Raw genomic sequence first — 15811 nt, 5'->3', positions numbered from 1 at the left:
TACTGGAACCATGCCTGCAGCCGAACAACTGGAACACGATGCCCGAAAGATCCTGGCGACTTTGGTGGGCAGCCCGGAGGCCAGCTTTCATCCGGGGCAGTTCGAAGCCATCGAAGCGCTTGTCGACGGCGGTCAGCGGGCGCTCGTCGTGCAACGCACCGGCTGGGGAAAATCCGCGGTTTACTTTGTCGCTTCGCTGCTCTTACGCGCTCGGGGTGCCGGCCCGACCCTGATCGTCTCTCCGCTGCTGGCGCTGATGCGTGACCAGATCGCCGCAGCCGAGCGAGCCGGAGTCCGTGCGGTGGCGATTAACTCCGCCAATGCGACCGCCTGGGACGAGGTGCGGCAGGCTCTGGCGGACGATCAGGTTGATGTTCTCTTGATTTCTCCCGAGCGGCTGAACAACCCGGGATTCCGGGAGCGTGAGCTGCCGGAGCTGATCCGGCGCACTGGGCTGCTGGTGATCGATGAAGCCCACTGCATTTCGGACTGGGGGCACGATTTCCGCCCGGACTACCGGCGGATCTCTGAGTTGATTTTCCGGCTGCCGAGCACTGTTCCGGTGCTCGCCACCACAGCGACCGCGAATTCCCGGGTGGTGGAGGACATCGCCGAGCAACTGAATGGCGGATCTCCCAAAACCGGGCACCCGAACTTCGAACAGCCGGGTGTGGAGGAGCAGCTCGATGCCGCGAACCGGGATTCTCAGGTATTGACCATCCGTGGCGCGCTGGCTCGTACCTCACTTCGTCTAGGAGTTCTGCGGTTGCCGAACTCGGCCAATCGACTGGGCTGGCTGCTGAGCCACCTGAATGAGCTACCGGGCAGCGGAATCATCTATGCATTGACGGTCTCCGCCGCCGAAGACACGGCCAGGCTGCTCGCCGAGGCTGGCCATCGGGTGCTCGCTTATACAGGGCGCACGGACAACGCCGATCGAGAAGAGGCTGAGCAGCTTCTCAAGGACAATAAGGTCAAGGCTCTTGTCGCCACCAGCGCGCTGGGTATGGGCTTCGATAAGCCCGATCTGGGTTTCGTGATTCACCTGGGGGCGCCGTCCTCGCCGGTGGCCTATTACCAGCAGGTGGGCCGCGCCGGCCGTGGCACGGCCAACGCCGATGTGCTGCTGCTGCCGGGAACGGAAGACGTGGAGATTTGGAAGTATTTTGCCACCGCCTCGATGCCGTCGGCGGAGCGAGCGACGGCGATTCTCCAGGCCCTCGCTGAAGCCGGTGGTGCGCTTTCGACGGCGGCCCTGGAGACCCGCGTGGACATCCGGCGCACCCCTCTGGAACTTTTGCTCAAGGTGCTCGCGGTGGATGGGGCCGTCGAACGGGTCAGCGGTGGTTGGCAGAGCACCGGGCTGCCCTGGGTCTATGACCAGCAGCGCTACCAGCGCATCGCGCAGGCGCGTCGGGATGAACAAGCGGCGATGCTGGAATATCAGAACACCTCGCAGTGCCGGATGGAGTTCCTGGCACGGGCGCTCGACGATCCGGCGGCCGCGCCATGCGGGCGTTGCGATAACTGCGCTGGGCGCTGGTTTAGCGGCGAGCTTGAGGAAACCGCGGTGCGGGCGGCGTCGAATTCACTGCAACAGTTAGGCCTGCCATTGGAACCACGGGCGCAGTGGCCCACCGGGATGGACCGGCTCGGGGTGCTCAGCGAGGGCAAAGCGGTCAAGGGGAAAATCGCGCTAGAAGATAGGTCAGCTGAGGGGCGGGTTCTGGCTCGCCTGACGGATCTGGGCTGGGGCGGAGCCTTGCGGGAGCTCTTTGCTGAAGGCGCGGCGGATCAGGAGATCAGCCAGGAAATGCTGCGGGCAAGTGTTCAGCTGCTCAAGGAGTGGGCGCAGAGCGGCTGGTCCGGTGCCGGGCGGCCCGCCGTCGTGGTCTCGATACCATCCCGCAGGAAGCCTCAGCTGGTGAAGTCCCTAGCGACTGGAATCGCCCAGATCGGGCAGTTGCGCTACGCGGGTGAACTCAGTCTGGTGCATGGCGGCCCCAGCGGTGAGCGAGGGGGCAATAGCGCCTACCGGCTCGCTGGAGTCTGGGAGCGGTTGGCCGTCGGTGCTGAACTCGCTACCCAGCTCAGCGGGCAAACAGTGCTCTTGGTCGATGACCTGGTGGATAGCCGCTGGACCGTCACGGTCGCCGCCCGAGCGTTGCGCCAGGCAGGCGCCAGCGCCGTGCTGCCACTCGTGCTTGGCCAGGCAGGTTGAGTAGTTTTCACGGATTCGCTGTGCCTGTCATGTCTTGAAAATTTTCATCGGAAGAATTTTGCTCAAGCGTTCTGTTGGAAGGTTTTCGATGCCCCTTGAGGGCAGCCGTGATGCTGATCTGAGGCCTTTTTGTCTCCGGCAATGCCGGATTCTACCGGCGAGGACGATGAACTACCTGTGTTAAAGGCTTGTTACAAGTATTGACCTTTCGGCGGAAGTCCAGCACAGTCGTCCTGGGAGACAAGTGATTAATATCATGTTTTGGAAACGTTTCCTTGGTCGTATTCAATCATTTCATTTCAAGGTGTTCGAGCGATGCCCCCTTCCCTTGAGTACCTTCCAGAGGAGAACTCTTGAAGAAAATCATCTCTGCCGGCCTCGCCGGGACCGTTCTATTGTCCGCAGCCATGTTCTCGGGCACCAGCTGGGCTGTAGCGGTTCAGCCGAATCCCGCAATGGCCAGTCACTCGTCGACCGAGCAAACCTCGGCCAATTCGGTCAATTCGACCGATCAGGCCCTGGTCTCTCAGGTTCTGGCCAATCAGACTCTGGCCAGCCAGACTCTGGCCGGCCAGACGTCCGCCGGCCAAGCAACTGGCTTCGCTCCGACCCAAGAAAACCTCTATAGCCTGCAAACCCACTCCACTCTCCCGAAGCTGGCGCCAGACCCTGCGGTAACCGAGTCAGCAGTGCCCGCTGCGCCTGCCGCAGGCGCTGCACAAAAGCGGCCGCCGCTGGACCCGACCGATCCCCAGATCCAGAATGAGAAGATGCCCGCAGGCCAGGGTTTATTGCCCAGTGCCAAGCAGTTCGCTGTTCCGGGCTCGGAGAACACCTTCAAGCTGACTCGGCCGACTCCGGGTGGGCAGAGCACGGGTGTGGTGCCGAAAGGACTGGATGAGTTCTATGCCCAGAAAGTGAACTGGGGCTCCTGCGCCGGATTCTCCACGAACCGAGACCTGGACATCATTCAAGGTCTGATCGATACCGGGGCCAGCGGTTTAGCGCGCATCGAAACGGCTTATAAAACGCCGGGTCTTGCCAAAGACTGGGCCGGTATGAAAATCACTTGCGGATACGTCATGGTGCCGGTGGATTACAGCAAGCCCGATGGCCCGACGACCGCGATCGCGGTTTCCAAGGCCTCGACCGGCACCGGCGCAGCTGGCAAACCGAAGCACGCCCTGTTCGGCAACGCGGGTGGCCCGGGCCAACCTTCACTCCCCTTCGTCCTTCAGTGGGCCTTAGAATTCCGGGCAGCTCTGCCGGATTACGACGTCGTCGCTCCAGACACTCGCGGTGCAGGGGCCTCACTGCCGCAGATCCGCTGCGCCACTAATAAATTCCTGCAAGCCCAATCGGAGGGAATGGACGGGCTGGCTAGCACCAAAGAGGGCCTGGCGAAACTAGATCAGATCAATAAAGCCAATACCGAGGCGTGCTACACCAATACGGGATTGGGCTTCCTCAACCCGGATGGTTCGGCCTTCAGCTCCGAGAGCTATCTGCCCAAGGTCAGTGTGGACGACGAAGCACGAGACATGGATGTGATCCGCTCGGTACTCGGCAATACGAAGCTCAGTTACCAGGGAGGTTCAGATGGCACCGGGGTGGGTTACACCTATGCTCAAGAATTCCCGGAGAACACCCGCGCCATGATCCTCGACTCCCCGGAGAACCCCTTTGAGAACAACCCGGTGGAAGCGGCTAAATTCCAGGATCTCACCGGCACTCCGAAAGCCGACCCCTATGCTCAGGACAAGGGCTTCCAGGACACCTTCTATCAATTCGCCACTGAGTGCGCCAAGAACGATGGCTTCACTTTCAACGGCGCCAAGGTGCCCTGCGCCTTAGGCACAGAGCCGGACCGTCCGAAATTAATGGCTGCCTATCAGGCCATCTCACAGCGGGCTTTTGGTGCGACGACCTACTACAGCGAGTCTCTGGGCCGTCCGCTGAGCTTCAAGGACTTCACCCAGGCGACTCAGGGAGCGCTTTATAGCAAAGACAACTGGGCGCAACTGAATGCAGGGCTGAGTGCCGCCAAGGACGGGAAAGACGTCAAGGACCTTTTCGGACTGAGCGATCAGTACTATCGCTGGAGCGGCAAGGGGGACTATCCCTTCTTCGTGGTGGCCACTTTCCCGACCATCGCCTGTCAGAATTTCTCCGCCGCTGCGAGCGAGGTCACCCTGCAAGGCAGCTACGCGGTGGCGCCGTTCAAGAGCCCCGGAAAGGACCCCGTGACAGGAGCACTCAGGGACACTCTGGACAGCAAGTTCGGCTGGTGCGATTTCTACCACACCAAGAACCAAAAGGCCCCTGCCCAGTCGGTGAAAGCGTTGCCGAATATTCTGGTGGTCGCTTCTTCACATGACCCGGCGACTCCCTATATCGGCGGGGTGCTGATGGCTAAGGGCTTGGGCGCTACCCTGCTCACCGTGGAGAACTCGCAGCATATCGCGGTGGGGAACGGCGTTGAATGCGCCGATCAGATCGCCGGAGCCTATTTGAGGGCCCTCACGGTGCCCACCGATATCCCCGGGAAAACCGGAATCGAGGTGCTTGACCTGAGCCAGCGTCCGATCGATCCCGCGACGAATAAGAATGTGATCGGCGATGAATGCCGGGTGGACTTGGCGAATCGGCCACGTCCGCTGGTCGCCTCGGCGTCCGCGGTTCTCGGCGCTTCCTCGGCTGTGCGGGTGACGGCGACCGGCTTGGTCCGTGGCGCGGCCTATAAATTAGTGGTCACCTCGGCCGATGGGAAGGAGCTTTCGGCGAAAACGGCCGCGGCTCCGCTGATCGCTGATGCACAGGGCAAGCTCGTCGCTCCGCTCAGCCTGCCGGCTTCGGTCACTGCGGGAAAGTACGCGCTCACCTTGGTTGGCCTTGAGGACGTCAACGAAAAGATCCTGGTGCCGGCCGGAACCTTGACCGTCACTAAGCCGTCGCCGGTGCTCTCCGTGGCGAAGTCCACGGTTCTGGCCGGAACGGAACAAACGATCACCGGCAAGGGGTTCATCCCCGGCGCTGAGGTTCGGTTGGTCCTGCACTCCACTCCGGTTGAATTGGGTACGGTGACCGCAGATGCCACGGGCGGTTTCACCAAGAAGTTCACCGTTCCAGGGAACCTCGAGGCAGGAGCTCACACTGTCTCCGCAACCAGCGCTGACGGCAGCGCCGTCCAAGCAGGTTTCCAGGTCACGGTGAAGTCTCCGGTTCCGGCGATTCATCCCGCCGGAAAAAGCGGTGAATCAACGCAGGGGAGCGGAGCCCAGGGTGGTGACTCAGCCAATCAGGCCGCGCTCGCCAACACCGGCAATAGCTGGATGTTGCTCTGCGGAGTATCAGGTCTGCTGATCCTGCTGCTCGGGGTGATCGTGCTGATTGCCTTCCGACGTCGTGCAGTGAGGTCGTGCAGTGAGTAGGAGTCTCTAGCGCCGAGCGCTGAGGAGAAAAGGGTGGGGTGGCGAGTAACTCGCCACCCCACCCTTTGCATTTCTAACCTTTTAGCTGGTGGCCCATTTCTGGTTCGCGCCGCCATTGCAGTCCCAGAGTTTCAGCTGGCTGCCGTCCGTGCTGTTGAAATCCGGTACGTCCAGGCAGCGTCCGGGGCTGGAAGCTCCATTGCGCAGTTGCCCGCCGTCCCAGGTCCACTTCTGATTGCTGCCGCCATTGCAGGTCCACAGTTCCACGACGGTGCCATTGGCTCCGGTGTGCCCCGAGGATTCCAGGCAGAGAGCGGGATTGCTGGCCAGTTTAATGGTGCCGTCCGCGTTGAACACCCAGGACTGATTGGCTGTTCGCAGGGCACTCGGAGTGTTCAGGGTGGCCGCCGATCCGCTGCTCGGGGTGCTGCCGGCAGCATCCACAACTTTTCCGGACAAGCCGGTGATGGTGGTCGACGTCGACGCGTTGCGGGCGGTGAAGGAGAGGGTTTGATTGCTCGTGCTGTCACTGGTTCCCAAGGAGCTTCCCGTGTTGTTGACCCAGTTGCGATAGGGGGTGGTTTGAACGCTGCCACCCAGGCTCAACACCAGGCCGCTGTATCGGTTGATCAACCGATAGCTGCCGCTCGGCGTCGAGGCTCCTTCTGCGGGAGTGCTGACAGCCTGTTGGATGAACCACTGCTGCCCCACGCTCGGCCCGCTGCTCGCCAGCGCGCTCACTCCTGGCTTAGTGCCCCAGGAGCGGCTTGCCGTGCCGTTGGAATTGACGCTCAAAGCGAGTCCCGAGGAGGAATTCGTCACGGTATAGGAGCCGTCTGCATTGCTGGTTAACTTCCAGCCTTCTAGATTCGATCCGGTCGGGGTGTTGATCACCGCGGTTGCGCTGCTGCCACTCTGGGTCAGCACCTGTCCCGAGGCGGAACCGATCAGATAGGAGGCGTTCGAATTGAACGGTGCGGTCGCGGGAGCGCTCGAGTCGATGCTCACATTGACGTACTCGCCGGAACTGGTTCCACCACTCGAGTTAGCAGAGCAATCGAAGGAGCAGTAAGAGCGGAAATTCTTGCCGAGGATGTTCCCGGTAGTACCGGTGGCTGAATCCACCATCCAGCGGTACCAGGATTTCTGCGTGTAGTTCGGCAGGCTGCCGATATCGGTCCACTTCTGAGTGGCCAGGTCATCGGTGGCGTAGAAGTGCAACGGCAGTTTTCCCTCACCCGAAGCGCCGGTGTCGGTTTGCGGGGTACCGATGTACTTGCCGAGGTAGGCGTTGTAGGAGACGTTCATCACGAACAGCGGTGAACTCTTGAGCTGTCCGTTCGCGATCTGCTGCTGCCAGGTGCCGGTGTTCTGCGGGTTGTATTCCTGGCTGGCCGGTAGGTAGCCATTCGGGTAGCTGCTGGAGACCGGCATCAGGGTGCTCTCTTGCCCTCCCACGCCGGGGCTCTGCCATCTGCCGTTGTAGTACTTCTGCCAGGAGCCCTTCGCCATCTTCTGTGAGATCGGGGCTCGGGCTACGTGGGAGGTGAAGGCACCCCAGCCGCCGCCACTGCCCTGATTCACCACCCGGGAGCTGTAGAACACATAGAAGTACCCGGAGGCGGTGTCGACGGTGAGCCGCTGGTCGCCGTCGCCGTAGTAATAGGTCTGGTTGGGGAAGGCAGTTTTGTCGTTCCGCGTGGTGCTGAACGGCGAGGTGATGGCGTGGTCTTTGATCGACCAGGTCTTTCCCTGATCCTTGGAGACCGCATAGTCAATGGAGTCCATGTGCAGATTGTCACCGAAGGGCGATGGGGTGAATTCGTTGTGCACCAGACCGTACCAGTCGCCGGTGTCCGGATCGACCCAGACGCTGGAGAGGTCGCAGTAATTCCGCTGCGCGTACCAGGTGGGCTGCGGTGGGTTGAGATAGCTCGATTCCAGGCCGGTCGGGCTATTGTTGCATCGCCAGGTGGTGTCGTTGTTCTTGTCGTTGGAGTTGGCGGGGTTGACCGCATTGCTCAGCGCCGAGGACTTAGTGGCGTTATCGAAATTGCTGCCGGTGTAGAAATCCCATTTCCGCGGGTCGGATTGCGCGTAGAGCGCGGCTGATTGCTGGAAGTAGAAGGTGCCGTCCTTGTCGATGAAGGGATTGGCCGGAGTGTCGGTGGGAGTGGTGTACGGGACGACGGCGCCGCTACTCAGAGTGTAGGTGGCAGCCGCTGTTGCGGGGCTGGCGGTGGTTGCGCCAATGGCGAGAGCGGCGCAGGCCGCTGCGGTCAGCAGTGCGGGGGCACGCAAGCTACGTTGCTTGAACATTGGGGTCCTTCCTATGGTCCGAGAGGCCTCGGAGCCTAAAAGACAAATATTGATTCTTTTTAATCATTTTCAATCAAGATCGATCATTCGTCTTAGTGTCGCGCCATCCCGGCCCAAAAGCAAGAGGTTAGTGAAAATTTAGCGGTGCGAACGGCGGGCGGGGTGTGGGGGAGCTGCGAGTTCAAAGGCGTTTTTGCCGGAGAGGACCCCAGCGAAAGAGCGGGTTCACTGGGCGAAGCCGGCTGTGCCCACTGAATCGGGGATGCGGTGGGCCTGGGTCTTCGGTAGGGATGGGTAACTGGACGGCTCGGCGCTTCGAACTGAGGCCGTGCCGCGGAGGTGGCCTACCTCAACCGCGCTTCAGGGTGTAACGCTGAAGCAAGCGGCCAGGCTGGCGCGAACTCAGCATGACTTCTCGGACGGTGAGGATCTTTCGCGGGCTCATCCACCCTTGAGAGGGTTTATGGAGCGCGTAGCCACCGCCAATCGTGACGGCGGCATGCTGTGCCAGCCCATTCGGCGATCGCCAGACCAGAACGGTTCCGGGTTCGTGGTCCTGCTCGCCGTTTCTGCTACCTGGGACGGCTGATTCGGCCAACCATTCCTCAAAGGGCTCATGAATAACCCAGTTGTCCGCTGCCCCTGAAACCCCGGCTGCTCCCATCACGGTCCCAAAACAATTGGGACCACTGGCTGTGGGGAAGGTCCCGGCGAGTGCCCTGGCCCCGGGAAGTACGACGTCGGCCCGCTGCCAGATCAGCTTGGGGACCTCAGCATGCCTGCTGCTTCGCCTACCGTATTGCAGGTAGGCATCCAGGACGCTTTCTTCGTGTCCTTCGAGCAGCGAGGGCCACCAGAGGAAACGATGGCCGTCGGCCTGTTGGGAAGCTCTTTCCCGGACCGCGGTGGGAGCGCTTCGCACAGAGGGGACCGTTTCGGAGCGAAAGCTCAGCTGGCTCCGAACCAGCTCGGTGCGAACTTTCCGCTCGAGCGTGTAGAACTCCTGCTCGCTCAGCAGGATGCAGACCAGACCGTGGGGAAGCCCATAGATCTCGAAGGTGTCGCGGTCCTCCGCGGAAAGCGGTTCGTGCAGCGGAGCGGCTTCGAGGTGTTCAGCCAACTTTTCGGAGACGAGAAAAGGCTGGTGTGCCGGCGCGAACCATCCGGCTTGGCGGGATGCCAGCTCGGGGGAGATCTCAATTCCAAGTGACTTCAACAGCGGCCTTCTTCCGATGGCTGGTAGGTACCTAGTGGATTGACATTGAACCTGCTGTGCCAAAAAGTGGAGGCATGGATGTTATCGCTGGGTTCTTAGTCTCTCTGGTTCCGATTTTCTTCGGCGCTCTTCTGCTATACGGCATTGTTCGCCTGGCGGTGAAACATGCCTTGCAAGCTTATTTTGAGAAATTTTCTGGCCCTGGGCAAACCATCCCTCAAAAGCCCGCGTCATTCTGAGATTGAGAATTAGCTTTCTTTACCTTGTCCACCACCAGGAGCTGGCTGTAGACGACTCAAATGAGTGCTCGAACGAACAAGATAATACCCGCTGAACAGAGCTTTCGAATAAGCAAAAAGACCGGAATTCTCAAAATCCTGAGGTCCTCGTACTACTTAGCTTCGTGGTGTTTCAGCACTTACCTCAGCACAAACTTCACATAATCGGACAAAAACAAACCCGGCGGAGACGGGGGATTTGAACCTCGAATGGGAGGTTGAGCGGTTGTGGGCCAGTTCATAGAGCATAGCTAGACTAGCGAGATCAAAATGCCAAGTAAATGTCTAGCAGGCGCTAGGTGAGGTTGCCGAGGTTCTTTACAATGAGGTCTGTCAGGGTTGTGTGCGGATCTTTTCAACCTTATCGGCTAGTGCCGTGATGCTCAGGTGCCTGATCTCGGCATGCTTCCTTCTAACGTTCTCGAAAGATGAAGTCAGTCTTCTGATATAGCGCGATGGAAGGTTGCATATTCATGTGATCGTGGACTCTCACGCCTCCGACCTTCTTGCCGGTCATGTCCTGGTATCGGTTCTCAAGCAGCCTTAGTCTGGGACCGTAACGCGTGCGGATATCAGCGTACTGATCTGCAATGTGGACATTATCGATAAGTGAGTTGCAGAATGCTGCGCACCCCATAGGGAACAAGAATGCTGAGGAAATAATGTCGGCTAATTGAAGTACCACATGAGCATCGCTGTGCCCAAAAACCGGAGACTCAATAAGATGTCGAAAAGGATCCCCACCCCGCTTGAATCTTTCTGTGGTGATGCGGTTGACGCTAGGAACGTTCTTGGTTTTCGTACTCGCATCGAGAACCATGGCTCCGGGTACTTGGGCGGCTCGAAGCTGAGCTTCAAACTGCAGCGCGAGCGCGGCGACTGCCTCAGCGTAGACCCAAGGGTTTAGAGGGCCTGCATTCTTGACGTAGATCTCACCCAGGATCGATACGTTGTGACGTTCGAGCATCTCTATCACGCGATCAAGAAAACCATATGAGCGCCGCCACGCTCTTCGGTTTCCGGAGCGAATTTCTTTGCGCAATTCACTACCTTTTACTTCAAATTTTAGAATTTCGGAAAGGCGGATGTCATCCTTGGCAAGCATTGGATTGTATTGCTTCTTTAGCTGCAAGAATTCCATGATTAAATTTTTTGCATTTTCGTGGTCCACGATTAGACCCGCCATCACAAACAGAGGTGGATCTGTCGCTGTACGGAGTTGCTGTTCGTCGCCAGATTCATCGATATAGCAAATTAGCAACACTACCCCCTGACGATACAACTACGGCCACCCTCTCTCGAGAGTGGCCGTAGGACCTGCCGCATAGTATGCGGCGAATGCTTTATGCTCTTCCAGTATGCGTAGTATCTTGCGTCGACGCAAGCCCATCAAAATGTGGCGTGGCCAACACCTATGATCTAGAGCTTACTCATCGTCTTTCATAACCCAAGGTGGAAGCTCACAGCGAGAGCAGGGCACCGGTCGGGGCTTAGCGGGTTCAGAGCAGATTGGCTAGACGATGCCGTGGTGGTGAAGGTCCCCGTTATTTTGAAACCGAAGTTCCCAGCGGGTCACAGCGTACGGTGTTTGGAGAGACGCCAAATACCGTACGCTTGGTCTTCACCAAAAACAAACCCGGCCCACACTTTCGTATGAACCGGGTTCAAAACCTGGCGGAGACGGGGGGATTTGAACCCCCGGTGGAGTTTTGCCCCACACTTCATTAGCAGTGAAGCCCATTCGGCCGCTCTGGCACGTCTCCAAGGTGCTGGCTCCAGTAGAAGCCTAGAGCCAGCCTCACAAGGCTACCGAACATATGGCCTTCTGCGCAAAGTGACTTCGGCCATGGCTCGCGATCGGAAAAGAAGCAGCTAACGTATCATTCTCAGCTCCACCAGGTTCTCCCAGTCTTCGACCACTTCGCGGCCACCGTCGAAAGTGAAACCTTGATGCTGGTAGAAGCCAATTGCTTGAGAGTTTTCCTCGGCAACCCACAGCGACGCCGGGCGTTGTTCCAGCGCAACGCGCAAAAGTGCACCGCCAAGACCGAGCCCTTGATGGCTCTGCAATAGGTATAAACCCCAGAGCTCCTCCCGCGCCGCTTCGGTCCCGGGCTTTGCTGGCTGTACTCCGGCAAATCCGACGATGATGCCGTCGTCCTCGGCAACCCAGTGTCGCTTCATGCCCTCCGGAGTGGCCCTCTGCCACATCTGAAGTCGGGATTCCGGCGTGACCGCGGCTAAGAACTCCTCGGAGAGCATGCCAGCGTAGGTCTCTTTCCAGGCCTGAGCATGTACTTCAGCGAGCCGGGGTATATCCGCGGCACGCATTTGTATCACAGAGGTCATCAGGACATCCCGGTCATAGCTCGCCGTCGTTGAGTGCTCGCCAGATGAATTCCAGCGGTGCGGTAGCCAGCCGGGCCCGGCCAGCGTTGTCCGCTGCCCCGGCATGGCCACCTTCTAAGGACTCCAGATACCAGAGCGGGGCGATTCCCATCGCTTCCATCCGGGCAGCCATCTTCCGAGCTTGCACCGGCCCCACCCGGTCATCGGAGGTCGCCGTCCAGATGAAAGTCGGCGGGTAGTCCACTCCCGCCTGGAGCAGATGATAGGGCGAGAAGGTTTTGATGTACTCCCACTGCTCAGGGACGTCGGGATCACCGTATTCGGCGATCCAGGAGAACCCGGCGCTGAGCTTGGTGTAGCGCTTCATATCCAGCAGCGGCACACCACAGGAGATCGCGCCGAACAACTCCGGGTATTGGGTGAGCATATTGCCCACCAGAAGCCCACCGTTGCTGCCGCCCTGACAGGCCAGTTTCTGCCGTCGGGTGACTTTGCGAGCTATCAGGTCTTGAGCCACCGCGGCGAAGTCCTCGTAGGCTTTGTGCCTGTTTTCCTTGAGCGCTGCAAGATGCCAGCCAGGTCCGTATTCACCGCCCCCGCGGATATTGGCCACCACATAGCTGCCACCGCGCTCCAGCCAGCCGCGGCCCACAACACCGCTGTAGACGGGGGTGCGAGAGATCTCGAAACCGCCATAGCCCGAAAGCAGCACCGGGTTATCGCCGTCCAAGGCCAGGCTCCGCGGCGAAACCTGGAAGTAAGGGATCTTGGTGCCATCCAGCGAGGAGGCGAAATGCTGTTCCACCCGATAATTTACCTCGTTGAAGAAGGACGGTGAGGCCTTCAGCTGGCGCGCTGCCGGACTGCCGGGGGTGACCGAGCCGCGCAAAAGCGTGCTCGGCGTCAGGAAGCCGGTGATCGTCAGCCAGTAGTCGTCACCCGCGAAGCCCTCCGCGCTAAGCCCCTCGTCGTCACCGTCCACCGGAGTGATGCCCACGACGTGCAGAGGCGGACAAGCATCGAGTTCCCGGTGCGCGAAACCCGCTGCGGGATCACAGATCAGGATCTTGCTGGAGACATCCTGTAGCAGTTCTAACAGCAGGTAGTTCTTGGTCCAGCTCCAGCCCTGCAAGGAGGTCTGCGCATCTGGGCTGAAGACCGTGATGAAGCCTCCTGCACCGGCCAGGAATTCCTCCAGCTCGATCGCGTAGAGCGCGCCGCCGAGCAGGGCTGTGCCTGCTACTTCGGTGTCGCTCTGCGGCCGCAAGAGCATCCATTGACGATGCAGTTCCACATTGACGTCGGCGGGGAGTTCCAGACTCTGCCAGGCCTCGCCGCGACGCAGATAGGTCTGCCGGGAGAAGAAATCAATCACATCCAGCGCGATGTCCCGCTCGAAGCCGGGGGTGTCATCGTGGAACACATGAGTGACCATATGTTCCGTTGGAACCTCGAAGTACGGCTCGGCTGCACTGAGTTCCTGGCCACGTCGGAGCAGCCTGGCGGTTCTGGGATAGGACGAACTGGTCAGCGTTCCGGGCCCGAAGTCCGTCGACACGATCAGGGTATCGGCGTCCTTCCAGGAGGCATCGGACTTCGCTACCGGCAGTACGAAGCCACCGGCTGCCGGATCGACAAAAGCCTTCTCGACGACGTCGAACTCGCGCTGTACGTGCGCGTCCCCTCCATCGGGGGACAATCTGATCAGGCAGCGGCGGTGCGGTTCGCCCTTTGCCGGTCGCAAGAAGCTGGTGCCGTGCCAAACCCACTGGCTGCCCTCCGCTGCTCCCAGGGCGTCGAGATCTAGCACGGTCTCCCACTCAGGAGAATCTGAGAGGTAGGATTCCCAGCGAGTCCGCCGCCATACTCCGCGGGGGTTCGCCTCGTCCTGCCAGAGGTTGTAGTAGTGGTCGCCGCGTTTCACCACCTCAGCGATCCGGTCCTTCGAGTCCAGAACCTCCAGTACCCGGTTTTCGAGTGCCGCGTACTCGGCACTTTGCAATTTCTCCTCGGTTAATGCATTGCGTTCACGGACCCAGGCGAGTGGAGCCTCACCGTAGATGTCTTCCAACCAGAGGTTTTCGTCGTCGTGCTGCGTAACGGTGGTGTGAGAGGTCATACCACCATCCTAGTAAGCTCATTTCATGCTCTCCTCGCCGTCTTCGCAGACTCTCCGTGTCGCCATTATTGGCGCGGGGCCGCGGGGCACCTCCGTGCTGGAACGGCTGATCTCGCAGCTCAGCGCGCGGTCGACGGGGCAGCCTCTCGCGGTATCCATCCACCTGGTGGACCCTTTCCCCGCGGGGCCTGGGCGGGTCTGGCGCACTGAGCAATCTGAGCTCTACCTGATGAACACGCAGTCCTTCTTCCCCACCGTGGTGCCCGATCAAGGGGTTGAAGCGGTCTCGATCACCGGGCTGACCTTCAATGACTGGCGGGCTCGATTCGCCCCTGAACTCGGCAGGGAAGAGTTTCCGCCACGAGCGGTCTACGGCCGCTATCTGCGCTGGACCTTTGAGAGACTGCTGAACTCGCTGCCCCCGGAGGTGAGCGTGCAGTGGCATCAGAGCGAGGCGGAGTCGATTGAAAAGAACGCTGAAGGCGGCTATTCGATTCGGCTCTCCGACGCGGATTCGTCGGCGCTGGAGGCCGACGCCGTGGTTCTGGCGCTCGGCCACCTGCCTGCGAACCTCAGCGCTGAACAGAGTGAGTTCGCCGAAGCCGCCCGCTCCGAGGGCCTCGGCTACTGGCCGCCCGCGATCCCCGCTGATGTGGACTGGTCACAGGTCTCCGCGGGAGAAAACGTCCTGGTGCGGGGTATGGGACTGAATTTCTTCGATCTGCTGGTGCAGTGGACCCAGGGCCGCGGCGGACGCTTCGAAGCCACCGGCGACGGAGCAGGGCGAGCGTTGCGATATTGGCCCAGCGGTCAGGAGCCGAAGATCCTCGCGGCTTCCCGGCGAGGCACCCCCTACCGTGCCAAGGCGGAGCTGAAAAGCTATTATCCTGCCGCGGTGGAACTCAGATTCTTGACCGAGCAACTCGCCCAGCAGAGCCAGCAACTACCGGGCTTTGAGCACGATCTCTGGCCGGCATTGCACAAGGACGTCCTCTGGGCCTATTACACGACCCTGTTGGGTGGGACGTCGGAGGAGCTCGCCACCGCGCTTCAGCAGCCCGATTGGCAGCTCGCCTGCCAAGCCTTTGAATCCGGCATCCCGGTATCCCAGCGGCTCGCTCTGGAATCGTTGGCCAAGCCCTTTGCCGGTCGTCGTTTCGCCAGCCACCGAGAGTTCGATGCGGCAGTGCTCAATGAGTTGGAGCGGGACGCGCAAGGTTCGGCTGCGGGAGAGTCAGATCCGGTCAAGATGGCGATCGGCGCGCTCAATAAGGGGCGGGCTCTGATCAAGGGATTCGTGCTTGATGGCGGAATCACCGAGGCTTCCTGGCTGGCCGAGCTGCGGGGCTGGTTCGAGCCTCTGGTGGAGGGCCTGGCGAGCGGTCCTCCTGCTGTGCGGATCGAGCAGCTCGCCGCTCTGGCCCGAGCCGGCGTCGTGCGCTTTATCGGCCCGGACCCCAGGTTCTCGGTTGATCAAGAAGGATTTCTGGCGCGTTCTCCTTGGGTGCAGGGAGCCCCTTGGCGAGCTAAGCAGCTTGTGGAGGCGATGTCCCCCGCCAACCGGGTGCTCCAGAGCTCATCGCCGCTTTTGCAACGCTTACTGGCCGATGGCTTGGCCAGGCCCAAAGCGATGCTGGCTTCTGACGGCGACGTCGTGCTCACCAGCGGTCTCGACGTCAGTGAGCCGCCCTATCGCCTGCTCGACGCCTCCGGAACCGTGGTGGATGACCTTTATCTGCTGGGACTTCAGCTCTCTTCAACCCAATGGGGCACCGCGATCGCAGCCGAAGCGCAAGCTCAGTACCCCAGCGGATATCAGACTTTAGTGGACGCCGATCGGATTGCCAGCGATATTCTGCGCACCCCGCGCTGAGCTCT

The 15811-nt window shown here is 60.3% G+C and carries 9 protein-coding genes and 1 tRNA gene; 4 read left to right on the top strand and 6 right to left on the bottom strand.

Annotation, left to right across the window (positions count from 1 at the left end):
• The first annotated feature begins 10 nt into the window (after window positions 1-10).
• Window positions 11-2221, top strand: coding sequence for a RecQ family ATP-dependent DNA helicase (locus tag ABDK06_RS07190; protein ID WP_394940281.1), 2211 nt, complete (start codon window positions 11-13; stop codon window positions 2219-2221).
• Between the two features lie 353 nt (window positions 2222-2574).
• Window positions 2575-5652 carry an alpha/beta fold hydrolase gene (locus tag ABDK06_RS07185; protein WP_394940280.1) on the top strand — a complete coding sequence of 1026 codons (3078 nt, stop codon included), beginning with the start codon at window positions 2575-2577 and terminating at the stop codon, window positions 5650-5652.
• Between the two features lie 81 nt (window positions 5653-5733).
• Here the strand turns inward: ABDK06_RS07185 and ABDK06_RS07180 are convergent, their stop codons facing one another.
• Window positions 5734-7971, bottom strand: a complete 2238-nt coding sequence (locus ABDK06_RS07180; RefSeq protein ID WP_394940279.1) for an RICIN domain-containing protein — start codon at window positions 7969-7971, stop codon at window positions 5734-5736.
• Between the two features lie 349 nt (window positions 7972-8320).
• Complete coding sequence (locus tag ABDK06_RS07175; RefSeq protein ID WP_394940278.1) at window positions 8321-9187, bottom strand: hypothetical protein; 867 nt, start codon at window positions 9185-9187, stop codon at window positions 8321-8323.
• 74 nt (window positions 9188-9261) lie between these two features.
• Between ABDK06_RS07175 and ABDK06_RS07170 the strand changes: the two genes are divergently transcribed.
• Window positions 9262-9426, top strand: coding sequence for a hypothetical protein (locus tag ABDK06_RS07170; protein WP_394940277.1), 165 nt, complete (start codon window positions 9262-9264; stop codon window positions 9424-9426).
• Window positions 9427-9877: 451 nt separating this feature from the next.
• On the opposite strand, the gene ABDK06_RS07165 is transcribed toward ABDK06_RS07170, so the two are convergent.
• From ABDK06_RS07165 to ABDK06_RS07150, 4 genes are all read right to left on the bottom strand, one after another.
• Window positions 9878-10729, bottom strand: coding sequence for a DUF3800 domain-containing protein (locus ABDK06_RS07165; protein WP_394940816.1), 852 nt, complete (start codon window positions 10727-10729; stop codon window positions 9878-9880).
• Window positions 10730-11137: 408 nt separating this feature from the next.
• Window positions 11138-11228: transfer RNA gene (locus ABDK06_RS07160), tRNA-Ser, on the bottom strand.
• Window positions 11229-11337: 109 nt separating this feature from the next.
• On the bottom strand, window positions 11338-11814 hold the full coding sequence (locus ABDK06_RS07155; RefSeq protein ID WP_394940276.1) for a GNAT family N-acetyltransferase: 477 nt from the start codon (window positions 11812-11814) through the stop codon (window positions 11338-11340).
• 13 nt (window positions 11815-11827) lie between these two features.
• Window positions 11828-13933: a prolyl oligopeptidase family serine peptidase gene (locus ABDK06_RS07150; RefSeq protein WP_394940275.1), complete on the bottom strand. Its 2106-nt coding sequence runs from the start codon at window positions 13931-13933 to the stop codon at window positions 11828-11830.
• A 25-nt stretch (window positions 13934-13958) separates the two neighbouring features.
• Here ABDK06_RS07150 and ABDK06_RS07145 point away from each other — a divergent pair, with 25 nt between their 5' ends.
• Window positions 13959-15806, top strand: coding sequence for an FAD/NAD(P)-binding protein (locus ABDK06_RS07145; RefSeq protein WP_394940274.1), 1848 nt, complete (start codon window positions 13959-13961; stop codon window positions 15804-15806).
• Window positions 15807-15811 lie beyond the last annotated feature (5 nt).

The organism is Psychromicrobium ferritrahens, from assembly GCF_043789415.1.
Taxonomy (GTDB): Bacteria; Actinomycetota; Actinomycetes; order Actinomycetales; family Micrococcaceae; genus Renibacterium.
This window is presented reverse-complemented; position numbering and strand designations above follow the sequence as displayed.